The following is a 24,191-nucleotide window of genomic DNA, read 5'->3' as shown; positions in this document are numbered from 1 at the left end:
CAGAATTTACATTCGCCACACTCAGCTGTGTAAAGTGGGATAACGTGGTCGCCAACTTCAACGCTTGTTACGCCTTCGCCAACCATTTCAACGATACCGCCACCTTCGTGACCAAGGATAGAAGGGAAGATACCTTCTGGATCGTCACCTGAAAGAGTGAATGCGTCAGTGTGACAAACACCAGTAGCAACGATACGAACAAGTACTTCGCCAGCCTTTGGCAGTTCAACGTCAACCGTTTCACGCTTTAGCGGCTCACCTGCTTTCCAAGCGACCATTGCTTTAGATTGGATATGAGTTTGACCAGGTTTGATTTCGATAGTCATTGGATGCTTCCTTTATATGTCAGTACAGCGGATAACTTTGCAATTAAGTTCAACTCGTTAAGCGTAGTCGAGCTTAATTGTTTCCGCTCTCTCGTTTTGTTGGAGCTAGTATATGCTTGGTCATAGGTTTTGATAATCCCCTTAAATATAAAATGATTATTACCTATTTGTAATAATTGGTGAGATTTGAAGGGGGAGAGTGAAAGGAAAGGTGTTGCTAAGAGAATCTATCGAGACTCTAAACAGTAACTAAGTAGAAGGGACATTTACTGGAAATAAACAGAGCATAAGCTTGCCGCCTATTTTCTAGTTGTAGGCTTGAACATGCTTTTCTCTCTACCACCCCCTGTAATGCTATCACTCGCCATCGTGCTTGAAGTTGTCGCCACTTCTTTATTACCTAAAACGCAGCAGTTTACTTCTTTGCCCGCGACTGCCGCAGTATTGGCTGGCTACGGCTGTGCTTTCTATCTATTGTCTCTAACGGTACAAACCATGTCTTTGGGCGTAGCGTATGCGATTTGGTGCGGGGCAGGGATAGTGTTAGTCGCAGCACTGTCTTGGCTGGTCTACGGGCAAAAGCTAGACATCTACGCGATCATTGGCATCGCTTTAATTCTGGCTGGTGTGGTGATCATTAACCTGTTTTCGAGTTCGGTGAGTCATTAGTGGCTGTGATTACCGAGGGATGTTGACTGGCTACTTACTGAAGGACTCTGTCATAGCCTCATTAATAGCAGTCCACTATGACAGGTCAGCTCCTATTCGATAATTGCAGTCTCAGTACGAGTTTCCAGTAGTTCTCTTGTATTCAACTTTTCTTCAAGCCAGATATTCCTTACTGTTGAGTGGCTAATTGAGTTATAAAAACGCTTTATCATCTCACCATTGATCCTTATCGATGTTAGGTAAGGGAATTTTAGTGTTAATGAGATGGCGACATTCCGAGTCTTCTCATCGATGCGGTTACTGTGCCTTGGTTGACCATACATGCGTTTCAAAGCTAATGGACCTTGTGCTTCGAGCTGTTGACGATTGTTGTGAATGCTTTTGACAGAGCAACCGCTCTGTAGAGCAGCTTCTCTCATATTCCCTAACTTATTGGCACGCTCTAAGGCATCGAGCTTTTTCTGAACTTCTTCCCCGTATTCCTTCTTAGCACTGGGCTCAACAAGCTCATTAATTAATATTTTTCTGTCGGCAAAGTAAGCACTGAAGGCACCATTAACTTGCTTACGGAGTTCAACCTGTTGGCTTACGATAGAGTGCCTTAACGGGGAGGTAATTTGATACATGGCGTTACCATAACTGAAAGTATGGTAACACTGGTTTTTTCGATATTTTTTTGGATACATATCGCATCGAGGTTTGAGTGCTTCTGAATAGACTTATGTTCCAAACGTATCTGTGTAGCGTTGACTGTGAGGGTTCTCGCCCAATACTCCGGGATGAAAGTGTTTTATAGGTAGTCATTTTTCGCTATTCATATTAGTGACTTCCACCAGTCTCAATTCTGGAACGAGGTGATCTTGGAACGTATCAAAAGCACGTTCGATGCGTCCTTTACCTTGCGGCTAATTAGCAAAAATAATCTCTATCTCCAATTCCTCACGGGCTTTGTAACAAGGAAGCGTACAGAAATTACTTATATCCCAAAGAACTTACTTAAATAAACTCCAAAATATTTCAATATTTAATGCAAAACTTGTGAGCATCATTGTCAGATTTTTAATTTCTTTGTCATTTGGCAGAACGCGAAATGTGGAGAGTGTTGAAACAAGAGTATGTAGAGTTTGATGAATCGACAACCTTTGAACTATTTTTGCGCTTGTAGAATAATTGTATTGATAGGGTAGGTCAGTTACACATCTAATTGAACAATTTAATTGGCTGCAAAATGTATAAAAGTTACCATATATTTTTTTGGTAGTTGTTTTTAAATTTCGAGCTCATGAATGTTTTATTTAGTCAAGGGGCATTCAAGGTTTATAAGTATTATTGAGTTCTTTTTCATTAAAATGCGAATGGAAAGCGCACTTTTTATTTAATAGCAACCATTTGGGTGGGAATTGATGTGTGACTGTTTGCATATTTATTTTCTTGGTGTTAATTTGTGCTTTCCTCATTTAAAGACAGACGTGGGGAAATATATGAAATTTAAAATATTCCAGTCGGATTATAAAAATAATTAGGAAGATATTATGTACATTCTGAATAATGAAGAAGTCCAGATGATTGATGGTGGTGCGGGACGTGGCGATTCAGGTAGCGACCGAATGGAACGTTATCATAGTTCAAGTAATAGACGTAATCATAGTAATTACCCTGCATCAGAAGCTGGTATGAAAGAACAAGAAAAATCTCCAAATAAAGATTGTGTTAAAGACATCTTGAAGGGCGCAGCAAAAGGGGCAGTAAAAGGGGCAGTTAGGGGGCCTGCAGGGGCAGCAGTTGGCGGTGCTGTGGGCGGCATTAAAGGCGCTATGGGGGGTAATTGTCATTTTGACAGATAAATAGACTAGCCTCTTTAATATAAACTAATCACAGGTTAATTTATGTTGATCTGTGATTTACTTAATAATTTATTAAAATTTAATTATAAGTATATATAAATTAATTTCCTTTAAAATTAACATAATTAACTTTTAATTTTGTTAATTTCATCACGATGAAAAAATGCTATCAAAATCGAATCACTTATACCGTAATGATTTCCTTGAATCTAAAAATAATCATAACCAAGGTACTATAATTACTAATCCATCACTAAGTCAGAACGTATTTTTAGTACTATCTATTCTTGTTTTACTTTCTATTCTATCTTTTTTGGTATTTGCTGAATATACTAGAAGAGAAACATTGTCAGGAGTTGTTAGCCCGATCGGAGGGATGGTTAAAGTTAAATCTAATAAGTCTGGATATATAAGTAAATTATTTGTTAAAGAGGGAGTTAAGGTTAAGAAATCATCTCCATTATATGAAGTGAAATATGAAAGATTTGATAGTTCTGGAGTTGGATTACAAGAGAAAATTTCTATTTCAATAGATAGTAAATACAAATTAATTAAAGATAGGAAAGTTCAGGAATCCCAAAAATCTAATATGGAATTTCAATCTTACACTAAGGAAATAAATAATTTAGATAGTGAAATCAAAATTTTAGAAAATGTCATATCTCTATCAAATAAAGAAATTGAATTATCAGAAAATCTATTATTAAGACAGGGTAAATTACTTGAAAATAATTATCTTTCCGAGATTGACTATCAAAAGCAAAAATTAGACTTAATATCAAAAGAATATAAATTAGAGAATAATAACCTTAACCTACAAAAGCTTCTGAGAGAAAGAGAAAACCTTTTAGATCGTAGGAAGAGTGTTAAATTAAATCTTGAAATAAAATTAAAAGATCTAGATCGCCAGCTCGAAGATACTGAAAGGGAAAAGGTAGAATACCTGTATCAGAGTGACAGTCAGGTTCGCTCTCCTCTTGAGGGGACGATTACCTCTATACTCACTGAAAAAGGGCATTCTGTAAAAGACGGACAAGTCGTATTAACCATTGCACCAGAAAGTACAGAGACTTTTGTTGAACTCTATGCATCAAGTCGAGACATAGGATTTATAAGGTTAGGTCAAAATGTAAAGCTTCGATTCGATGCTTACCCTTATGAAAAGTTTGGTGTTCAAAGTGGTGTTGTAAAAAGTATTGCAAAATCTGCGGTAGCCCCTGAATTGATCGAAAATCGGCGATTAATTAGAAAGGAAGATATTGGTGGCCTTTATCAAATTCAAGTGCAACTAACAAAGCCAACAATCACCATATATGGAAAAGAAGAGGAACTAATTTCTGGCATGACAGTAAGTGCTGATGTGGAAATTGACACAAGAAATATTTATGAGTGGATATTAGAGCCCTTTTATTCCATTAAAGGAAAAATATAGAAAGTGGAAATTAATAATACTTTGAACTGGTGTTTCAGTAAAAAATTAGCATTGGTCCGACAAACAGAAAGTACAGAATGTGGTATTGCTTGTTTAGCTATGATAGCCGACTGGCATGGGTACAAAGTTAACTTAAGGCAATTTAGAAGTAGGTTTGAAGTAAGCCAGCATGGTATGACGCTCGCTCGCCTTATTGAATGCTCAGAAGAAATAAATCTGTCTAGTAGAGCAGTTAGTTTAGATCTTGACGATTTAGTGAATTTACAAACCCCTTGCATACTTCACTGGAATCTAAACCATTTCGTCGTACTTAAATCCGTTAATGGAAAAAAAGTAGTTATCCATGATCCTGCATGTGGGGTTATGCATCTAACGTTGACAGACTTGAATAATAAATTTACAGGCATAGCTCTTGAATTAACCCCCAATCATAACTTTGAAAAAAAAGAGCAAAGAGATGCTATAAAATTATCATCATTAATCGGTAAAACTATAGGTTTGAAAGGATCTTTAATTAAAATATTAATTTTTTCTCTTGTATTAGAGGTGTTAGCTTTATTTTTGCCGATGCTAAACCAAATAGTCATTGATGAGGTACTTGTCGGATATGATGAAAATTTACTAATTTTGATAATTATATCAATTCTGCTTGTTACGGCTACTCAAACTCTAATCGGTCTTGCAAAAGACTGGGCAATAATAACCTTAAGTATAAATTTTAACATGCAATGGACGGCAAATGTTTTTAACCATTTGTTTAGGTTACCTATTGAATGGTTTGAAAAGCGCAATATAGGTAGTATAAGTTCAAAATTTTCTGCGGTGGATGACATTCAAGCGACTCTTACCACTAGCATAATAACTGCATTACTTGATGTTTTTCTCGTAGTAGGCACTCTGATTGTAATGGTAATATATAGCCCCAAGCTCTCTATTGTAGCCATACTTGCAGCAATATCCTATGTCTTACTCCGTTGCACTTGGTTTGATGCATTTAAACGCTCCGAAGAAAACATGTGGGAAGCAAATACAAAAGAGGAAAGTTTCTTTTTAGAGACAGTCAGAGGCGTGGTTAGTCTCAGAGTTAATGGTACCTTACCATGGAGAGAGTCAACGTGGAAAAATCTAAATGTTATTAGGCGCAACACACAGCTGCATGACATGAAGCTTGATATGATATATAGCACCATAAATGTATTCCTGATTAGCATAGTATCATCATTCGTTCTTTGGATTGGTTCAGATCTAGTATTAAGTGGTAGTTTTACTGTAGGTATGCTCCTCGCATTTTTGTCTTACCAACAACGATTCTCTGGTAGTATCAGTTCATTGATTAATAGCTACTTCGAGTTCAAAATGTTATCTGTATATAATGAAAGATTAGCAGACATAGTTTTAGAGCCCAAAGAGATAAGCAATGTAAATATTAAAAAATCTTTTGCTATATGTAAGAGCCCTGATGAAGATGTACAATTAGTCGTAAATAAGCTCTCTTATTGTTACGGTAAAGATCAACCATTATTATTAAATGACATTTCTTTCAAGGTCAAAAAAGGTGAAATAGTTGCATTAATAGGTCCTTCGGGCGAGGGTAAGTCGACTATTGCAAAGCTATTGCTTGGGCTTTATACCCCTACATCTGGTAACATTGAATACTTCCGGGATCCGACCCTTTCAATGAAAGAAGTTAGACTACGTGTTGGTAGTGTTTTCCAAGAAGATCAATTATTCAGTGGTTCTATTGTTGATAATATTACTTTTTGGGGAACAAACATAGATGAAGAGTGGTTAGTCAATTGTACTAAGAAAGTGCAAATACATGATGATATAGAACGGCTTAATATGGGGTATCACACTTTAATCGGAGAAATGGGTTCAAGCTTATCTACAGGGCAAAAACAACGAATTTTGCTTGCAAGAGCTTTGTATAAGAAGCCAGATTGTTTAATTTTAGATGAAGCAACTAGTAGTTTAGATATCGAAACTGAGTCTTACGTTTGTGAAATGTTGAGGAAGACGGAGTTGCCGATTTTTATGATAGCGCACCGCCCTAAAACTATAGCTATAGCAGATAGAGTTTTACGTTTAGAAAAAGGATTACTTTCAGAAGTTAACAACCCCTATAGTGTTAGGGATTGAATTAATATAATGCAAAGATCGATAAGTTGTTAAAAATTACATGTTTTTTTTAAAATATTTCAAGAGGCTATTATGAAATTTGAAGAAAGAATTGAACTTGCGCACAAAAATCTAAGAGAGAAAGGGGTTTGGGAACTAAATTATAATCCCCCGCTAGACAGGGTATTACGTAAACTTGGATTTCGTCTTCCGCCACCTTATTATCAAAGTTTTCCTAAAAATTTTATTTTTATTTTGTTTTCTTGCACGCCAATCTTCTTGATTGTTAATTTTATGGTGGAGACAGCTTCTAGTGTAACATTTTTTTACCTTTTTTCTGAGTCGATTATAGATGGAATTTCTTTTAGTGTTATTATGTCTGCTTTCTACTTAATAAGGCGTAAACAGTTAAAATTAAAAGAGTGGAAGCCCTTATGTGATTAAAACTTAGTAAGGTTTTATAAAACATAGTCAGTGTGAACTTTTCGATTTTAATGTAGCAACAGTTGACTATTGATAACCTAGTTACAAATTCTCGGCTTTTAGAAAGCTTACATGTTATTGAGGCTCATTATGTCTAACCACTTTCCTGACTCTTGGAAAGTGGTTTTTACTTTTCTATATCCTTGGTTATCAATTAGTTACTAATCTAACAAAAAATATTGAAAAATAAATGTCAAAAAACATCATAAGCTGATTTTTACCCATGGCACTTGCTAACTCGGAAAGAGCTTATTTCAAGCTAGACCTTTACTTATTCACAACCTGTGTGTGCGGTTTTTCCTGCCTATTTAAAACGTGTCTAACGGAATAATTGTCTCAAGGAAATGTTGAGCAAGTATGTGCGCTTAGTACTAATGTCATGGGGCTCGCCACATGAATACTGGCCGGGCAATAATGATGCGTATTGGTGGGTTAAATTGGAGATCGCTCTATCGAACCTAGCTAGGGAAATGTGTTTTAAGAGCTTGATTAGGTACTTATCTATATTGTCTATCGATGAGCCAATACCTAAAGTCTTTACCCCTTTTTCACTGCCTAACTACGTGAAACGAGGTCCGGAAGCATTTTTATTTTAGGCATTGAAGCAGTATACAATTACATTGCTTTGTGCGAGTGAAAGAGAGACGCTAGAGGTCAGAACTCCCTGACCTGTGGAAAATGAAAAAGGACAGGTTTTGAGTATGTACCTGTAACAATGGCTAGCAACAGCCTGCCAAAAGTGTCACTTAAATAGCTAGTCTTAACTAGGTGCTAAATTTGTCGGCCCCTGTCTCAGCCGTTATGAATATTGAGGATTCATTATGAAAGTAACTCTCGATCTAGATAAATTGTTAAGCGAAGGGGCAGTTACTCGGGAAGAGTACGAAAAATTCAGTGCCCTTGCTGCAAAATCTACAGGTTCCCTCGCGTTTAACATCCTAATTGGATTTGGGGTTACCGCTGTCAGTAGTGCGATACTTGCTCTGGTACCCGAACCAACAACCGCAATATTGATAGGAGCATTCATTATAATCGGTGGCCTTGTGATATTAAGTAGTGGCAGCGAACAATGGAATGTACTTGCTAACATTTGCATTTTGGCAGGCGCATTGATGAACGGAGGTGGAATCACGGTTGCGGGCGAAGGTAGTCTTTTATCAATGATAACTGTCACAACAATATTTACTGTAGCGAGTATATTTGCGAGGAGTGCTCTGCTTGCTGTTCTAGCAACATTAATGTTATCAGCTTGTATCGGCGCTAGAACAGGATATTTTCATGCGACTTACTTTGTTGGTATTCAAGAGCCTACCATCACAGTCATTCTTTTTAGCCTATTGTCGATAACCCTATATCAACTATCTAAAAGACTCCCAGCAGAATACGAAAGAATAGCCATTGCTTCATCGAGAACCGGCTTTTTTCTGATTAATTTGGGTTTTTGGGTTGGTTCTTTGTGGGGCGAGCGAAACGCAACAAGAGAAATAATTATTACCGATTCTACATTTGCCTTCGTTTGGGCTGTCGCATTAATTGCGGTTGCAGTTTGGGCTTGGAAAAGAAACCGCAGGTGGGTTCTAAATACCGTTTCAGTTTTCGGGGGGATTCATTTTTTCACACAATGGTTCGAGAACTTAGGTGCAACCCCTAGCACGTTACTTGTCGCTGGTTTATTTGCCCTTGGATTTGCATTGGGACTTCGAAGTATAAATCTAAAGATGAAAAATAATGAATAATCGGGTAGGCGGAGGTATCTAGCCTCTAGCCCCCCTCACACCCCAACACAGCCACAAACGCATCCAAATACTGCTCGATAGTCAGATCCGCAGAAACCGGTGGTAGCTCTACGGTAATACACGGTAGATTTCTTTCTTGGCACCAGGTGCCGAATGAGCCTGGTGTTTCGTAGTCCACGCCTTCAACGAGCGGTAGGTTGAACTGCTTGCTTAGCCAAGTGGCAAGTTCCGATTGGGTTGGGTCGTCGACCATGGCGAGTGGTTCGTGGAAAGAGATGACGAACTTGGATTTGCGCTGCTCAATGAGGTTGATGAGTGACTGCACTTCAGGTTCAAGTTGGTTGGCTTGTCCCGTTTTCACTTTTACGTCTCTGACCGGAGTGTGAGAACTCCAGCGATAGACGGTGCCGTTTTCTGTCCAGTTTTGAGTCGGAAAGGCGCGGTTCAAATCGACTTGGTTAGCGTTGGCGCGAGTGCCTAACTGATTGCCATCTGGGTTCATCGACAGAATCACATCGTGTCGTAAATTGGCGGCTGGCAAGCTTCTCAGGGCGCAAGATAATCCTGCGATTGAAGCGGTTTCATCGCCGTGTGTACCTGCTAAAATCAGCCCGCGAGATTCGCTTTCTATTTGCGCGGGGAAATAGAGCAAAGGCGCTCCCAACATTGATTTTCCATATGACAGCGGTTTTATTGAAAACGCAGCTCTTTCCGTTCTTGGAATTAAACTCACCTTAATCTCCTGATTGATCAAGTACTATCAAGTATTCACTATTGGCTATATTAATCATTAACTAAGTCCATTAGATGAACCCCTTTAAATAAACCATAGCGTCAAAACTCGTCAACCGTCGCATTGTTAATTTTATTACTTGCTTCAAAGATAGGCTAGGAGAGCAAAAAAACATGGATTTTAAGAAACATTCAACGGCTTTACTCATTTCATCTTTATTGACCCCTTTTATATCAGTGACTGCCGTTGCTGAAACCTTACCTGCCGGTGTTTCGCTGGCAAAAGACCAACACTTAGTTCGTGCCAATGATGCAGAAGCGGCGACGCTTGACCCTGCGAAAGCAGAAGGCCTGCCGGAAATGCACATTCTACGCGACCTATTTGAGGGTTTAGTGATCCAAGATCGCGATGGCAATATCACTCCAGGTGTCGCGGAATCTTGGGAAACGGAAGACAACCAGACGTTTGTATTCCATCTGCGTAAAGACGCGAAATGGTCGAATGGCGATCCGGTGACGGCCGATGATTTCGTGTACGCGATAAGACGCGCGGTCGACCCGAAACTGGCTTCGCCAAACGTGTGGTATCTCAAGCTCACCAGAATCAACAATATTGCTGACGTGGCAGAAGGTAAGAAGCCCGTTGAAGATCTCGGTATCTCCGCTGTCGATAAACACACGGTGAAGTTCGAGCTCGATAGCAAGGTACCTTACTTTGTGGCGATGACAGGCCATACATCGATGATGCCCGTTCATAAGGCAACGCTAGAAAATAGCGATAAGCCGTGGAGTGACCCTAAGCAGTTTGTCGGTAATGGCGCGTTTGTGTTGGACGAATGGGTGGTTAACGAACGTATTGAACTGAAGAAGAATCCTAACTACTGGAACAGCTCAGATACCAATCTAACCCAAGTGACTTACATTCCTTTCGAAAACCAAAACGCTTCGATTAACCGCTATGCGGTGGGTGAGGTCGATATCACATCTGATGTGCCGACACACATGGCGCAGCAGCTTAAAACCAAATACCAAGATGCGTTTACCGCGGTGCCTCTGCTATGTACTTACTACTATGCGTTCAATACTACACGTCCTCCATTTGATGACGCGCGAGTGCGTAAAGCGGTGTCTTATTCGATGATGCGTGATGTCATCACTAATGGTGTCACTCAGGTGGGTAACCTACCGGCTTATACCTTTGCTCATGAGTACACGGCTGGCTTTGATGCGACTCAGCCTGAATACAGCACATGGACTCAAAAGGAGCGCGACCAAAAGGCAAAAGAATTACTGAAAGAAGCGGGCTACGATGCGGCTAATCCATTGGATTTCAAGTTGCTCTACAACACCAGTGAGTCGAATAAATCGATTGCTGTGGCTATCGCTTCAATGCTCAAAGGCAACCTAGGCGCGCAAGTTGAGTTGGAAAACCAAGAGTGGAAGTCTTACCTAGTATCGCGTCGCCAAGGTGATTTTGATGTGATGCGCGCTTCTTGGTGTGGTGATTACAATGAAGCATCGACCTTCTTGAGCCTACTGCGCTCTGAGTCTTCGGGTAACTTTGCCCGTTACAACAACGATAAATACGACTCTGCGATGGACAGCGCACTGGCCGCAACCAACGAGCAAGATCGCCAAGGATTCTATGATCAAGCGGAGCAGTTACTGGCTGAAGATATGCCTATCGCACCCATTTATTACTACATGCAGGCTCGCCTAGTGCGACCAAGTGTTGGCGGCTTTGCGAAGAACAACGTGGAAGGGCGCATCTATTCTAAAGACCTCTACATCAAAGAATAGATAGGCCGGATGCGAGTTCTGGCATTTCGCATAACAATCTGAAATAGAAGAAAAGGGACGGTGATCATAAATATCTGATCAACGTCCCTTCGTCATTAATCTGTAACTGGAACCGCAAAAAACTGAAACCTGATTGAAGTATTTTTCACTTTTATTTCAATCAGGTGAAGCCATGTTACCCCCTCTACGCGCTCTTGTTGCGTTCGAAGCTGTTGCTCGTCTTGGTTCCATTGGCGCGGCTGCCCGAGAGCTTTGTGTCACGCAAGCGGCGGTGAGCCAACAGCTCAAAAGTTTAGAAACCTTCCTCGATACCACCTTGTTTGAACGCAGTTCTAAAGGCGTAAAGCTGACGTCAGCGGCTCAACATTATCAACCGATTGTGGCAGGTTCACTTGCTCACCTTAAATTGCAGACTCAGATCTTGTTCGGAGAAAAAGAAACCGATGTGTTGAGCCTGCGTGTAAACCACACCTTTTGTCACAACTGGCTACTACCTCGCCTGCCATCCTTCTATAAAAAATACCCTTTTATCAGGCTTGATATTCAGCTGGTGGACTGGCCATCAACTAACCCTTGTCAGAATGTCGATATCGAGCTGACCAACGGCAAGGTTGAAAGCGAAGACACTCATTGCGAGCGATTGTTTCAAGAACATTGGCAGTTAGTGTGCAGCCCTCAATTCAAATCCGAGCATCAAGAGTTACTCAGCAAGCATGACTTTGCTGCTCTGCCGACGGTTCAGGTCAAAGGCTATCGAGAGAACTGGCTGCAATGGCTTGGGCATAACCAATTCGAGATGACATTACCTAAGGTTCTGCTCGAAGTGAGTAACTCTCTGCATGCCTTAGAAGCGGTCAAGCATGGCATTGGAATGTTACTGGTGCGTTCGCTCGCGGTGTCTGAATTACTCAAGAAAGAAGATCTTGTACTAGCAAGCGAATCCTCGATGCCAGCTGAATCTGCTCACTATTTGATTACTAAACACAGTCGCAGCGCCAAGGTGAATTTCTTCTGTGATTGGCTTTATCACCAGATGGAAGACGGTGAACTGGAGTAAAGATTTTCTTATGGATAGCCATAAAAAAAATGAAGGGCGCTCTTACTAACCTGTCATAAAAAACACTTAGTTTAACCGCATACAAATAAGGACGAGGTCACCATGAGTGCTTTCTCACAATCAATGAAAAACCGCTTAAAGGTACTGTTATTTACCGCACCGTTGTTGGTGCCACTGTTTACTTTTTGGCTCGTACCATTTGGTTATTCAATTTATATCAGCTTCACCGATTGGGATTACATCTCGCCAGATTATTCGTTCATCGGTTTAGAAAATTACGAGTACATGGTTGAGGACTACGAGTTCATTCAAGCGGTACTCAACACGTTTTGGTTCTCGGTCGGTGTGGTGATTCCAACCATCATTCTTGGACTTGTGTTTGCCATGTTGCTGCACAAAAACTTCAAGGGTAGCCAGTTCTATCGTGCGGTGATCTTCTCGCCTTGGATCACGCCAACGGTCGCGGTGTCGATTGTTTGGTCTTGGGTGTTCGAAACTAAATCAGGCTTGGCAAACCACTTATTGGAGTCGGCTGGGTTTAGCGCGATTCCATGGTTAGAGAACGGAAACACAGCCTTGATTGCGGTGATTATCGTGACGGTTTGGCAGGCGATTGGTTGGACGATGCTGTTTTACATCAGTGCGCTCAACAAGATTCCTGAGTCTCTGTACGAAGCGTCTTTGATTGATGGGTGCAGCAGCTTAACGCGTTTTTTGAAGATAACGCTGCCACTGATTTCACCAACTACGTTCTTCTTGGTGGTGGTCAACATTATCACGGCAATGCAGGCGTTCGATCAGTTCCAAATCTTAACGCAAGGCGGCCCGGGCGGAGAGACTCGTACCTTGTTGTACTTGTTCTACCAACAAGCATTTGAGCGTTACGAAATGGGACCGGCAGCCGCGACATCGTTAGTGATATTCCTGATTACTGGATTGTTGGCACTTATTAATACCTACATCGGCAAGCGCTGGGTGTACTACTAGTCGATTTTTGAAAGGACAGAATTATGACCACGCAAGTATTGGATGCCAATCAAGTCTTAACTCAAAGAGCGGCTGAATCTAAAGTCACAGCTCAAACGAAAGCGACCAAATCAGAGGTTGTGCCAAAGAAAAGCTCAGTGGATCGCCGTTCGTTTATCGCACTGGCTAAGCACCTTTTCTTAGCGGCCTGCGGAACCATTATGGTGTTTCCGTTCTTATGGATGCTGTCAGGTTCGCTGAAAACCAATGATGAGATTTTTGCTAGCCCGCTGAACTTGATTCCAGAGCAATTCCGTTGGGAAACCTTTGTCGAAACCTTCCACAGCGCGCCGTTTGGCTTATACATCTTCAACAGTTTTAGTGTGGCCTTGTTTACTACGCTGCTGGTGATTGTGAACTCGGCGATGTTTGCTTATGCACTCACGCAGTTGAGGTTTCGCTCGAAAACCGTGCTCTATTTTATCGTGATGGGCTGTTACATGCTGCCGGGCGCAGTGACGTACATTCCGTCTTACATCACCTTGGCAAGACTGGGTTTGTTGGATTCACACATGGGATTGGTGGCGTCGAACGCGGCGTCGGTTTTCGGTGTGTTTTATCTACGCCAAGTGTTTATCAAGGTGCATCCGTCGTTGATTGAAGCGGCACGAATTGATGGTGCAGGTGAGCTCAAGATCTTATGGGCAATCATCTTACCGCAATGCCGAGCAGCAGTCGCAACACTGTTCCTCATCACTTTTATTACCAATTACAACAGCTACATGTGGCCAAGCTTGGTTATTACCACTCAGGAACTCAACCTGATTGCGACCGGGATTCGTCACTACTTTATTGCCGAAGGTAACTATGGCTTGAACTGGTCGCAAATCATGGCAGCGAGCACGATTGCAGTATTGCCTTTGTTAATTCTATTCGTCATTTGTCAAAAGACGATTCTTTCAGGTATCGCCGATAACGGCGTAAAAGAGTAAACGGAAATGAAATTAAAAACTCTCGCACTAGTGTGTGCTGGCGCAGCAAGCGCGTCTATGTTCTCTAGCAGTGTTCTTGCCGCAACCGAAGTTAACTTTTGGTATTCCGGTGGTACTAAGCCACAGCAAATGATGACTAAGCTCATCGAAGAGTTCAACGCGAGCCAAGATGAGTATGTGGTGAAGCCAGCATTGCAAGGTAACTACACGGAAACCTACCAGAAGCTGCAAGCAGGTCTAGCGTCTAGAACGGCACCTGAACTTGTGCTGCTAGATTCAGGTCGTGCGGAAGCGATGCACGGACGTGGTTTGAGCCGCGACCTAACGCCGTTCATGAATGAAGAGTTCAACTTCTCTGATTTCATTGGCGCGTTTAAAGACCAAGTGACGGCAGACGACGGCACCATCATCGGCCTGCCTGCTTACGGTACAACTCAAGTGTTTTACTACAACAAGCAGGTATTGGCAGATAACGGCTTTACTGAGCAAGACCTAAACACATGGCAAGGCGTGGCTAAGGTCGCGGAGAAAGTTACCCAACGTGATGACAAAGGCAACGTGACCTTTTACGGCTGGGAGCCGATGTGGGGCCAAGACAACATGATTGACGCGGCTTTCTCTAACGGCGCGAAGATCATCAGTGATGATGGCAAAACAGTGCTAATCGATTCGGCTGAATGGGTTGAAGTGTGGGACAGTTTCCGTAAGTGGATCCACGATGATCAAATTATGCGTATTCACTACGGCGGTCAAGGTTGGGAATACTGGTACAAAACCATTGATGACGTCATGAAAGATAACGCGTTGGGTTACACCGGTTCATCGGGCGACCAAGGTGATTTGGACTTCACTAAGCTTTCAGCAACCACACAGCCAGGTTGGGGATCAAACCCTTCTGCGCCACAAGCGGGTGCGCTGGTTTACGTGATGCCAAAAGGCACAGACGAAGCAGCAGCAAAAGGTGCATTCGAGTTCGTTGAGTTCTACACCAATGCGAAGAACACGGCGGCATGGTCAATGTTTACGGGTTACATCCCAGTGCGTAACAGCGTTTCTGAAGTACCAGAATACCAAGCGTTCACTAAAGATAACCCGCAAGCTCTGATTCCTTTGAAGCAAGCGAACACTGCGACCAAAGACTTCCTAGACCCTACCAACGGTAAGATCATGGACGCTTTGAAAGTGGCAGCGGATCAGATTCAAATCCAAAACGTGCCAGCTGACCAAGCGCTAAAACAAGCGGCGAAGAAAGCACAACGTGCACTAGACCGAGCGAATCGTTCTTAATCTGTAAAGTGGTTAAAACTATCTTTGCATGCATAAAGGCCCATCTATTCGGGTGGGCCTCTTTTGACCCAGTCCTTCAATTAGGACGAACTTGGTGAAGACAATGACCCAATTTCAAGGTGAGCTGCCGTTTGGCAGAGTACGTATCCCCTTTGATGTGCCAGCAGGTTCTCACTGCGTAACCCTCACTGGTACGACGGTGAAAAAAGGATTCTTGTACGCAGCAGCCTACGATGCCAACCAAGCATTTCGTGGCAAGGTGCTGTTTGAAAAGGCACACAAGTCACTCACGATTCAACCGCAAAACTCAGGGCTAGGCGCAATTGATGGTGCGATTCCATCAGGTGAGTGGTTCTTAGAACTTTACAATCTTGAAGGTGAGTTTCGCACCGAGCGTGCGATGCAGTATCAAGTCGATGTGCTTTGCTCTGATGAGTTAGTTAATCATTCTAATGACCTAGGTACTGACGGAATTGAGAGTGATCTAGAACTGAACCCAATAGTCACAACGGATCACGATATCGAGTTTGATTACAGCCACATGCTGAGCTCTGATTCTCGTTGGTATCGTGGCGATTTACACGCTCACACTCAGCTTTCTGATGGTCACAATACTTTAGCTGCGGCTAAAGATATTGTTGAATCACAAGGGCTAGATTTCTTCTTCTTCACCGAGCACAACATTTGTCAGCCGAAGCTACCTGCATCAAACCAGTGTTTGTTCTTGCCTGCGCTAGAAGTCACAACCGATCTCGGGCACTTCAATGTGCATGGCCCGGTTAAGTCATTAGATCTTAGAGACGTTGAACACAGCAGCCAAGCGACCATGGAAGCGGGATTGAGCTTAGCTAAAAGTGGACACAGTTCCCTTGGCATTAATCACCCGATGATGAAGCCGTGGCATTGGCATTACGATCAAGTGGATCTCAGCCAAGTGTCTACGTTTGAAGTGTGCTGCGACCCAACATGGTCGACCTCGCCCAAAGCGACCGAAGAGGCGTTATTGGTTCTCAATGAAATGTGGAATTGTGGTCAGCGCATTACCGCAATTGGCGGCAGTGATTCACACCTTGAGCCCCATGAGCGTAATCCTAAATCGGATGAGCCTTCTATCTATGGTGACCCATCAACCTTCGTTTACAGCCATGGCTTAAGTGGAGAAGGAATTTTGTCGGGTCTGCGCAATGGACAAGTGTATTTAGAGCGTCGTTGCGGCTTGAAGTTTGACATCAACCTGGGTGACTTGTTGCCGGGTAACGATTCTCAAGGGCAGGCACTTAGTTATCATATTGCAGTCACTGATTCAGAAAACCCTTACTACGCGGAGTGCGTGGTGGATGGCGAGATTGTCGATCGAATCGCTTTGAGTGATGAACTGCAAAGTATCCATATTGATGAGGGCTACCGTTGGTGCCGTGTGGATATTCGTCGTGGGGAACTTTCTTCAGCATTAATGAACAGTACTCAACCTTCATCTAACGAGCATGAATTTGAAGGCTGCATCAACGCCGTATTCGACGGCAAACAACCAGAATTTAACCAACCCCTAGTGCGTACTTGGGGAGAACTAATGGAGCGAATGAGCCGTGATGAAGTTTAAGGCGATGTTATTTGATAAAGACGGCACATTGTTAGAGTTCCACAAGATGTGGCTTAACGTTTCTCGTGGTGCTTGTGAGCGTGTGAAATCTTACAGTGACCAGCACCAAGGTAATCAAACTGTCACAGCTGCTGAGTTACTCTTAGCCATCGGTGTTGAAGGTGATGTGGTTGATAACTATGGGCTATTAGCCTCAAACCCGGTGGAAGATACCGCAACAGCGTGGTTCAACATGCTGCAACCGAATGTCTCGCTCGTTGAATTCACCAAGGTGACCAAAGCGGCGTTCAATGACGAAGTGGAAGAAAACCCAAGCTGGATTGAAGCCCTACCGGGTGTGACCGAAAAGCTCGGCCTGTTCAAGCAGCAAGGCATGATTTTAGGCATCGCGACTGCGGATACCAAAGACTCAACCATCTACACCTTAGAGCAATCTGGCTTGAGCGAGATGTTTGATTATGTCGGTTATTCCGATGGTGATATCGAACCTAAGCCAGCGCCCGCACTACTCAATGCATTCTGTGAAAAATGCGGCATTGAGCCTCATGAGGTGATCATGTTTGGTGACACGGTTTCGGATATGGAATTTGGTCGCAATGCTGGCGCAAGCAATGTTGGTGTGCTGACGGGTACGGCTCAACACAGCGAATTAGAACCAGTAGCGGATCTGGTCATCGCATCGGTTGCCCATTTTGAGCTCAATCAACTGCAAGAACGTGGCTCAAACGTTTAACGACAGATTCCAAAGATAGTATTTAACGAATTGATTTAAGGACAGGTTATGGCTGAAGTCACACTGAGAGGGGTAGAGAAAACTTACCCAAATGGTTTTAAGGCCGTGCATGGTGTCGATCTTAATATTCGCGAAGGCGAGTTTATGGTGTTTGTTGGGCCGTCTGGCTGCGCAAAATCCACGACACTTCGTATGATTGCGGGTCTTGAAGATATCTCAGAAGGCGATGTCTACATTGGCGATAAACGTGTAAATGAGCTGCCACCCAAAGATCGCGGCATCTCAATGGTGTTTCAGAACTACGCACTTTATCCGCACATGTCGGTGTACGACAACATGGCTTTTGGCCTTAAACAACAGAAGCTGCCAAAGCATGAAATCAATGAACGTATTGAAGATGCAGCCAAGACTTTAGATATCGAACACCTGCTGAACAACAAGCCGGGTGAAATGTCTGGCGGACAAAGGCAGCGTGTTGCTCTAGGTCGTGCTATGGTGCGAAAACCAGATGTGTTCTTGTTTGATGAACCTTTGTCTAACTTAGATGCAAAGCTGCGTGTTTCAACGCGAGTTAGCATTGCGCAGCTGCACAACAATCTGAAACAAGAAGGGCAGAACGCCACCATGATCTACGTGACACACGATCAGGTAGAAGCCATGACCCTTGGTGATCGCATCTGTGTGTTGAATCAAGGTGAGATCATGCAGGTCGATACGCCAATGAATCTTTACCAGTACCCAGCAAACAAGTTTGTCGCGGGCTTTATTGGTTCGCCAGCGATGAACCTTATCAAGGTGAGAGCAGACGAGATCGACGGTGTGATGAACGTGGTATCGGAAAGTGGCGCACGTTGGACGCTACCACAAGACAAGCAAGCTATCGCTCAAGAGAAACTCGGTGAGTGGCTGTGGTTTGGCGTCCGTCCTGAGCACATTCAGCTGGCTAATCACGATGCGCCTTTGTCGGAGGTGAATACTCAAACGCACAAGCTTGATGTGGTCGAGTCTATGGGCAATGAGTTGTATCTATACTTCAAATTGGGTGCTGATAAGCTGGTGGCGCGCGTGCCTTTTGATGCTGACCGAATGGCGGAAAGTGGGCAAGAGACAATGCTTCATTTCAATACCTCACAATGTCATTTGTTTGACCTAGAGACAGAAGAAGTTCTAACTGAATAAGTCGATGTGTCGAATAGTCAAAACAAAGAAATCCCCGCTCAGATGAGAGTGGGGATTTTTATTACAGGGGGGAGTATCAACGGGATCTCGGGCCTGTGCTCGAGGCTTTTTGTTGGAGATAGCTGAACGATCTTGAGGGATAGCACCATTTAATGGCTCGGAATCGCAATCCTTTTTTCTAGCCAACGAACCGCTTGCGATACCACCAAAATAAGAACAAGGTACTCCAAAACCAGAAACGTATAGATCTCTAAAGGTAAATATTCGTTCACCACCAGCTCATTGGCTCGCCTTGTTAAATCACTCAAACCGATCACACTCACTAGCGAGCTCATCTTGAGGATATAAATAAACTGATTGCCCAAGGGCGGCAGTATTTGACGGAATGCCTGCGGTAGGATAACCAATCGCATTTTTTGCCAATAGGTCAATCCCAAGGATTCGGCCGCTTCATGTTGCCCACGATTAATCGCTTGAATCCCCCCACGGAACACTTCCGCCATAAAGGCGCTCTCGGCAATGGTCAATGCGATTACCCCTGCCCAGAAGTGGTTCAAAGAGACATCGAGTAATGTCGGCATTCCGTAATACACCCACAATAGCAATACCAGCACAGGGATAGAACGAATCACCTCTACGTAAAGTCGATTAATTCCCTTGAGTACTGGTGAGCTTGAAAGCGCAAGAAAGGCGACCAATAGACCGAGAGCCATGGCAAAAAACATACTCAACAACGAAACCTGAATAGTCTCGCTAAAACCAGCCATCAAAAACTGAATATTAGTTCGTCCCTGCTCCGTCGACGGGTCGAGTACATACCATCCCCATTGATAATCTGAACATCCTGTCAGAAACAGCAGAGAAACTAGCGATAAGTGACGATAGTTCACATTTACTCCCAAAAACTCCATTTGTTATTGCCATGTTAACAACCAAATCTGTTTAATGGTTAATAATTAAAAATAATATCTACATTCATCACTCAGAAATCAGCATTCTTTAAAGGAATAAAAAATGAAAAAAAGCTTAATCGCATTAGGAATGTGCCTGCTTGCTTTTACACAAATCGCACATGCCCAAAGTCGTTTGCAGGAGATACTGGAGGCGGGAGTTCTTCGCGTTGGTACAACGGGGGATTGGAACCCAATGACGATGAAGGATCCTGCAACCAACAGTTACCGCGGCTTTGATATCGATGTCACGACTGAGTTGGCTAAAGACCTAGGCGTAAAAGTGGAATACGTCGCAACAGATTGGAAAACCTTGGTGAATGGCATCACGGCCAACAAATACGACGTGACTGGCAGCGCATCGCTCAATATGTCTCGAGCAAAAGTCGCTGGGTACAGCCAACCTTACTTCTATCTGGCTTTTGTCCCTGTTGTGCAAAAGAAAGACATAGAGAAGTTCTCCGATTGGAGTGACTTTGACAAAGCAGAAATCAAAGTTGCCGCCACGCTCGGCACAGTACAAGAAAAAATGGTGAAGGACTTCTTCCCATCGGCACAACATATCGTGATTGAAGCGCCGGCACGGGATTTCCAAGAGCTTTTAGCTCGCCGCGCTGATGTCTCCGTGACTTCAAACGTAGAGGCTGCAACCTTAGTAGATAAGTTTAAACAACTCGCGATTGTTCCGGTGAAAGAGCCACGTAAACCAACTCCAATTGCGATGCTACTACCACAAGATGATCAGGTTTGGATTAACTACATTAATCACTGGGTTGAACTGAAAAAGACGCAAGGTTTCTTTAAGCAAACCGCTGAGAAGTGGGGACTGAAAAGCATGTAACGAGCTCATAGAGAAGAGAAAAATAGAGCCCTTAGGGGGAAGGGCTCTTGAGTTAGGAGCTTGCTTTAATTTGGGTTACGCGACCACTAACGTCGCTGCTTTTTTCATTGCCTCTTTGGTTGAACACTCAATCACGTTCGCATTGGCAAAGCGGTGAGCGTCTTTCACTTGAATATCGTGAGCCAAGATAACCAGTTTCGCGTTGGCGACATCTAAGTCAGTGATGCGGTTTTGAATGCCGTTTTGACCTTGTGTTTCTACCTTAATCTTAAGGCCTGCTGCCGCACCTGCTTTTTCTAGTGCTTTGGCTGCCATGAAGGTGTGTGCAACACCTGAAGGGCAACATGTTACTGCTACGATGTCGTACTCGCCTTCACCTGCTACTGGAGCGGTTTGAGCTTGTACTGGTGCAGCTTCAGCCGTCTCTTCTTCGGTTTCAACTGCGACTGGTTTCCAGAAGCCAACGATAACCGCTGTGGTTAGTGAGCCAAGTGCAATACCGACTACGTACATTGGGATGTTGCTTGAAACTGGCGCAGTGATTAGGCCGCCCCACGGTGCGTGCAGTAGAACGTCTGTCATGAAGCCAAACACACAACCAACGATACCACCGGCTACGATTGAAGGAAGTACGCGCATTGGGTCATTCGCTGCGAATGGGATAGCACCTTCAGAGATACCGATAGAGCCCATGATTGCTGCTGCTTTACCTGCTTCTTGCTCTTGTTTAGAGAACTTGTTTTTGAATAGGAAAGTCGCCAGAGCCATACCTAGAGGTGGAGTACAAATCGCGATGCCAACGCCGCCCATTAGCCAAGGTTGTGTGTCTACTTGGGTTTGAGCGAATAGGGTCGCGACTTTGTTGATAGGGCCGCCCATATCAAACGCAGTCATACCACCAAGGATTGTGCCCAGAACCATCTTAGATGCGCCAGCCATTGAAGCTAGGAACTCGTTCATTGAAGACATGAACAGTTTGATTGGTTCACCGATGCCCCACAGTACGATACCTGCAGAGATTAACGTGCCTAGAAGTGGGTAGATGAAGTACGCACCTAGTGCCGTCATGTTCGCAGAAAGTGGGATCTTCTTAAGTTGGAAGACCACACCACCGGCGATAAAGCCTGCCACGATACAACCAAGGAAACCGCCGCCCATGTCAGCCATGATGCCAGAAGAGATCATCGCAGGTGCTAGTGCTGGTTTATCTGCAATGGAGTAACCAATAAAGCCGCCAAGAATGATTGGGAAAAGAACAAGGCCTTTGATACCGATATTAGAGATGTCTGCCAGCAAGCCGTCTGCTGGTACAGCACCTTTGCCTGATGCCATGACCGCTAACGCCAACAGAACACCACCGGCTACGATGAAAGGTAGCATGTGTGAGGTTCCGAAAAGCAGGTGGCCTTTCATGGTACTAAGGATTTTTTTAAAGTCGCTACTACTGTTTTTATTATTGGTATTCGTAGCTTGAGTTGTTAGGGTGCTCATAATTTCCTACGCCTTATGAATTAATTAAAATATTAAGGATCTGTTGTTCGTCTTTTGCGTTATGGATATCTTGAATAAATTCATCGCTGAATTTTCCAAATAGTTCTTGTAGTACATAAATATGATGGTCTGCACCGTTATCGGGTGAGGCAATCATAAAAAAAACGGTTGGGTTAATGCCGTCTTCATCGCCATACTCGATACCTTGACGCTTAACACCGACAGCGATTGCCGGCTCAGTTACCGCCTTGCTTTTCGAGTGTGGGTAAGCGATGCCGTCCATCGAGGTAATACTTTGAGATTCACGAATTTCGATGTCTGCCAAAAAGGCTTCTTTACTGCTGATTCGGTTATTCTCAAATAACATGCCTGCCAATTCTTCAAACAGTTCTTTTTTATTATTTGCTTGAAGGTTGTTATTAATTAAGTTGACGTTAGTTAGCTGTGTGATCATTTATTAACTCATTCACTATTGAAGTTCTTGAATTAAAATTAATGGATTAACCTGATTCGCGAAATAGCAAATAAAAGCCCTTCACTGTACATTTGTATCCAGCAAAATTAAGTGTGATTTGCATCATTCATCCAGTGTGAGATGGGTCATATTTGATGGTGTATTTCGGTGTTGAAATAACTTTCTGTAGGAACAAAAATGCCCTGCAAAAGCAGGGCATAGATAGTGTGTGATTAGTGGTGATGGAGCTAGCTGTAAGCGCGCGCTACACGTCCAACGCAGTCGAGTTTGTAGCTCTCGGCATAAGCAGGAATAAACACCGACTGGCCTTTCTCTATCACGCAGGTTTCGCCACATTGGTGAGTGAGCACCATGGACTCGTCGAGTGGCAGTAGGATCTCTGCACCTTCGGTCGTGATCTGGCGTTGATGTGAGTTTTGCACGATAGAGAACTTAAAATCCTCAACTGGAATTTGATATTCCATCACATCACCTTGCTCAATCGGGCTGAGCAATAATCTATCCGCAGGCTTTTCATTAAATCGAGTACAAGAAACCAGTTCGTTCACGTCCATGTACTTAGGCGTTAACCCGGCACGCAGCACATTATCGGAGTTCGCCATGATCTCTAAGCCTGTGCCTTTGATGTAAGCGTGAGGGGTTTCAGCGTCCAGATACATGGCTTGCCCCGGCTTAAGCGTAATCACGTTCAATAGTAGCGGAGCAAACAGGCCGACATCACCTGGGTATTGGTTTTCCAGTTCTGAAATCAATTGGAATACACGTTTATCAGAAAGCTTGGCCTTCATGATCAACATGGTCAGCGCCATGCCTTTTTGTTCACCTTCCAAAGACAATAAGCTTGCAAAAAAGCAGGCTAAGCCATTGGGTGTTTGATCGCCCGCGAGATCGTTGACCATCGAATGCAGCTCTGGAATATCGAGGTAATGAAAATGCTCAAGGATCTCACTGATCGACCTAAAGCCATTCATTGCTGTGTAGTCGGTTAGGGCATACACCAATTCTGGCTTGTGATTAGGATCCTTGTAGTTACGATTGCCTGCGGTCATCGGAATACCTTGCTGCTCTTCAAGAGCATAGCCAGATTCCGCTTGCTGCTTGTTTGGGTGGACTTGAACAGACAGTGCCTTCTCCGCAGCTAACACCTTGAATAGGTAAGGCAGCTCGCCAAAACGACTTGCAACTTTCTCGCTTAAAAACAGGTTTAGGTTCTTAGAGATCAAGCTCGATAATGTGGTCTGCTGCCCATTGTCGTTCACCATTGAGCAACCATTCGGGTGAGCACCCATCCAGATCTCGGCTTGCGGCTCACCAGACTGGTTATCTATGCCAAACAGTTGGCTAAACGAAGAAGGGCTACCCCATGCGTAGTTTTGAATCACATTAGTCATAGGGTAGAAAAAACGTTGTACGAACGAATCGCTCGCTAAAGAAAAATCAGACATCGAAATCACCATGAAGGGAAACATGGCTTGAGCTC

At 43.4% G+C, this 24,191-nt stretch carries 22 protein-coding genes; 15 read left to right on the top strand and 7 right to left on the bottom strand.

The window, feature by feature from the left end; genetic code table 11:
• The coding region (locus tag F0232_RS20010) for an alcohol dehydrogenase catalytic domain-containing protein (RefSeq protein ID WP_171750665.1) at positions 1-326 on the bottom strand (326 nt) is incomplete at its 3' end.
• 324 nt (positions 327-650) lie between these two features.
• Between F0232_RS20010 and F0232_RS20005 the strand changes: the two genes are divergently transcribed.
• Complete coding sequence (locus F0232_RS20005; RefSeq protein ID WP_105058799.1) at positions 651-995, top strand: multidrug efflux SMR transporter; 345 nt, start codon at positions 651-653, stop codon at positions 993-995.
• Between the two features lie 92 nt (positions 996-1,087).
• Here F0232_RS20005 and F0232_RS25115 read toward each other — a convergent pair whose 3' ends face one another.
• Positions 1,088-1,621: a helix-turn-helix domain-containing protein gene (locus F0232_RS25115; RefSeq protein ID WP_253821974.1), complete on the bottom strand. Its 534-nt coding sequence runs from the start codon at positions 1,619-1,621 to the stop codon at positions 1,088-1,090.
• A 906-nt stretch (positions 1,622-2,527) separates the two neighbouring features.
• Between F0232_RS25115 and F0232_RS19995 the strand changes: the two genes are divergently transcribed.
• The 5 genes from F0232_RS19995 (at position 2,528) to F0232_RS19975 (ending at position 8,608) form a co-directional block, all read left to right on the top strand.
• A complete protein-coding gene (locus F0232_RS19995; protein ID WP_105058800.1) occupies positions 2,528-2,839 on the top strand; it encodes a hypothetical protein in 312 nt (103 codons plus the stop codon).
• A gap of 163 nt (positions 2,840-3,002) precedes the next feature.
• Positions 3,003-4,271 carry an HlyD family secretion protein gene (locus tag F0232_RS19990; RefSeq protein ID WP_105058801.1) on the top strand — a complete coding sequence of 423 codons (1,269 nt, stop codon included), beginning with the start codon at positions 3,003-3,005 and terminating at the stop codon, positions 4,269-4,271.
• A 3-nt stretch (positions 4,272-4,274) separates the two neighbouring features.
• Positions 4,275-6,410, top strand: a complete 2,136-nt coding sequence (locus F0232_RS19985) for a peptidase domain-containing ABC transporter (RefSeq protein ID WP_105058802.1) — start codon at positions 4,275-4,277, stop codon at positions 6,408-6,410.
• Positions 6,411-6,482: 72 nt separating this feature from the next.
• The gene (locus tag F0232_RS19980; RefSeq protein WP_105058803.1) at positions 6,483-6,833 is read left to right on the top strand and encodes a DUF6404 family protein; all 351 of its coding nucleotides are present in this window, start codon (positions 6,483-6,485) and stop codon (positions 6,831-6,833) included.
• A gap of 860 nt (positions 6,834-7,693) precedes the next feature.
• A complete protein-coding gene (locus tag F0232_RS19975) occupies positions 7,694-8,608 on the top strand; it encodes a hypothetical protein (protein WP_105058805.1) in 915 nt (304 codons plus the stop codon).
• 25 nt (positions 8,609-8,633) lie between these two features.
• Here the strand turns inward: F0232_RS19975 and mpaA are convergent, their stop codons facing one another.
• Complete coding sequence (gene mpaA / locus F0232_RS19970; protein ID WP_105058806.1) at positions 8,634-9,341, bottom strand: murein tripeptide amidase MpaA; 708 nt, start codon at positions 9,339-9,341, stop codon at positions 8,634-8,636.
• 173 nt (positions 9,342-9,514) lie between these two features.
• On the opposite strand from mpaA, the gene F0232_RS19965 reads away from it, so the two are divergent.
• The 8 genes from F0232_RS19965 (at position 9,515) to F0232_RS19930 (ending at position 18,954) form a co-directional block, all read left to right on the top strand.
• Entirely contained in the window at positions 9,515-11,140 is a 1,626-nt protein-coding gene (locus tag F0232_RS19965) for an ABC transporter substrate-binding protein (RefSeq protein WP_105058807.1), read from the top strand.
• A gap of 172 nt (positions 11,141-11,312) precedes the next feature.
• Entirely contained in the window at positions 11,313-12,197 is an 885-nt protein-coding gene (locus tag F0232_RS19960) for a LysR substrate-binding domain-containing protein (RefSeq protein WP_046224776.1), read from the top strand.
• Positions 12,198-12,299: 102 nt separating this feature from the next.
• A complete protein-coding gene (locus tag F0232_RS19955) occupies positions 12,300-13,184 on the top strand; it encodes a carbohydrate ABC transporter permease (RefSeq protein ID WP_048611732.1) in 885 nt (294 codons plus the stop codon).
• 23 nt (positions 13,185-13,207) lie between these two features.
• Entirely contained in the window at positions 13,208-14,155 is a 948-nt protein-coding gene (locus F0232_RS19950; protein ID WP_105058808.1) for a carbohydrate ABC transporter permease, read from the top strand.
• A gap of 6 nt (positions 14,156-14,161) precedes the next feature.
• Entirely contained in the window at positions 14,162-15,442 is a 1,281-nt protein-coding gene (locus F0232_RS19945) for an extracellular solute-binding protein (RefSeq protein WP_048613018.1), read from the top strand.
• Positions 15,443-15,545: 103 nt separating this feature from the next.
• Positions 15,546-17,042 carry a CehA/McbA family metallohydrolase gene (locus F0232_RS19940; protein ID WP_105058809.1) on the top strand — a complete coding sequence of 499 codons (1,497 nt, stop codon included), beginning with the start codon at positions 15,546-15,548 and terminating at the stop codon, positions 17,040-17,042.
• Positions 17,032-17,775 (top strand): HAD family hydrolase, encoded by a 744-nt coding sequence (locus tag F0232_RS19935; protein ID WP_105058810.1) that lies wholly within the window; start codon positions 17,032-17,034, stop codon positions 17,773-17,775. The genes F0232_RS19940 and F0232_RS19935 overlap by 11 nt, the downstream gene beginning before the upstream one ends.
• A gap of 48 nt (positions 17,776-17,823) precedes the next feature.
• On the top strand, positions 17,824-18,954 hold the full coding sequence (locus tag F0232_RS19930; protein ID WP_105058811.1) for an ABC transporter ATP-binding protein: 1,131 nt from the start codon (positions 17,824-17,826) through the stop codon (positions 18,952-18,954).
• Positions 18,955-19,103: 149 nt separating this feature from the next.
• Here F0232_RS19930 and F0232_RS19925 read toward each other — a convergent pair whose 3' ends face one another.
• On the bottom strand, positions 19,104-19,844 hold the full coding sequence (locus F0232_RS19925) for an amino acid ABC transporter permease (RefSeq protein WP_105058861.1): 741 nt from the start codon (positions 19,842-19,844) through the stop codon (positions 19,104-19,106).
• Positions 19,845-19,968: 124 nt separating this feature from the next.
• Between F0232_RS19925 and F0232_RS19920 the strand changes: the two genes are divergently transcribed.
• On the top strand, positions 19,969-20,745 hold the full coding sequence (locus tag F0232_RS19920; RefSeq protein WP_105058812.1) for a transporter substrate-binding domain-containing protein: 777 nt from the start codon (positions 19,969-19,971) through the stop codon (positions 20,743-20,745).
• A gap of 75 nt (positions 20,746-20,820) precedes the next feature.
• On the opposite strand, the gene F0232_RS19915 is transcribed toward F0232_RS19920, so the two are convergent.
• The 3 genes from F0232_RS19915 to manA form a co-directional block, all read right to left on the bottom strand.
• The gene (locus F0232_RS19915; RefSeq protein ID WP_105058813.1) at positions 20,821-22,236 is read right to left on the bottom strand and encodes a fructose-specific PTS transporter subunit EIIC; all 1,416 of its coding nucleotides are present in this window, start codon (positions 22,234-22,236) and stop codon (positions 20,821-20,823) included.
• Positions 22,237-22,249: 13 nt separating this feature from the next.
• Entirely contained in the window at positions 22,250-22,690 is a 441-nt protein-coding gene (locus F0232_RS19910) for a PTS sugar transporter subunit IIA (protein WP_105058814.1), read from the bottom strand.
• A gap of 248 nt (positions 22,691-22,938) precedes the next feature.
• The gene (gene manA, locus F0232_RS19905; RefSeq protein WP_105058862.1) at positions 22,939-24,156 is read right to left on the bottom strand and encodes a mannose-6-phosphate isomerase, class I; all 1,218 of its coding nucleotides are present in this window, start codon (positions 24,154-24,156) and stop codon (positions 22,939-22,941) included.
• Positions 24,157-24,191 lie beyond the last annotated feature (35 nt).

The organism is Vibrio sp. T3Y01 (assembly GCF_013114525.1).
GTDB lineage: Bacteria > Pseudomonadota > Gammaproteobacteria > Enterobacterales > Vibrionaceae > Vibrio > Vibrio chagasii_B.
This window is presented reverse-complemented; position numbering and strand designations above follow the sequence as displayed.

Coding starts and splice junctions, on each gene's coding strand:
- F0232_RS19920 (WP_105058812.1), top strand. CDS start 19,969: ATGAAAAAAAGCTTAATCGCATTAGGAATGTGCCTGCTTGCTTTTACA.
- F0232_RS19980 (WP_105058803.1), top strand. CDS start 6,483: ATGAAATTTGAAGAAAGAATTGAACTTGCGCACAAAAATCTAAGAGAG.
- F0232_RS19990 (WP_105058801.1), top strand. CDS start 3,003: ATGCTATCAAAATCGAATCACTTATACCGTAATGATTTCCTTGAATCT.
- F0232_RS19960 (WP_046224776.1), top strand. CDS start 11,313: ATGTTACCCCCTCTACGCGCTCTTGTTGCGTTCGAAGCTGTTGCTCGT.
- F0232_RS20005 (WP_105058799.1), top strand. CDS start 651: ATGCTTTTCTCTCTACCACCCCCTGTAATGCTATCACTCGCCATCGTG.
- F0232_RS19975 (WP_105058805.1), top strand. CDS start 7,694: ATGAAAGTAACTCTCGATCTAGATAAATTGTTAAGCGAAGGGGCAGTT.
- F0232_RS19915 (WP_105058813.1), bottom strand. CDS start 22,236: ATGAGCACCCTAACAACTCAAGCTACGAATACCAATAATAAAAACAGT.
- F0232_RS19930 (WP_105058811.1), top strand. CDS start 17,824: ATGGCTGAAGTCACACTGAGAGGGGTAGAGAAAACTTACCCAAATGGT.
- F0232_RS19950 (WP_105058808.1), top strand. CDS start 13,208: ATGACCACGCAAGTATTGGATGCCAATCAAGTCTTAACTCAAAGAGCG.
- F0232_RS19910 (WP_105058814.1), bottom strand. CDS start 22,690: ATGATCACACAGCTAACTAACGTCAACTTAATTAATAACAACCTTCAA.
- F0232_RS19935 (WP_105058810.1), top strand. CDS start 17,032: ATGAAGTTTAAGGCGATGTTATTTGATAAAGACGGCACATTGTTAGAG.
- manA (WP_105058862.1), bottom strand. CDS start 24,156: ATGTCTGATTTTTCTTTAGCGAGCGATTCGTTCGTACAACGTTTTTTC.
- F0232_RS19945 (WP_048613018.1), top strand. CDS start 14,162: ATGAAATTAAAAACTCTCGCACTAGTGTGTGCTGGCGCAGCAAGCGCG.
- F0232_RS25115 (WP_253821974.1), bottom strand. CDS start 1,621: ATGTATCAAATTACCTCCCCGTTAAGGCACTCTATCGTAAGCCAACAG.
- F0232_RS19965 (WP_105058807.1), top strand. CDS start 9,515: ATGGATTTTAAGAAACATTCAACGGCTTTACTCATTTCATCTTTATTG.
- F0232_RS19955 (WP_048611732.1), top strand. CDS start 12,300: ATGAGTGCTTTCTCACAATCAATGAAAAACCGCTTAAAGGTACTGTTA.
- F0232_RS19995 (WP_105058800.1), top strand. CDS start 2,528: ATGTACATTCTGAATAATGAAGAAGTCCAGATGATTGATGGTGGTGCG.
- F0232_RS19940 (WP_105058809.1), top strand. CDS start 15,546: ATGACCCAATTTCAAGGTGAGCTGCCGTTTGGCAGAGTACGTATCCCC.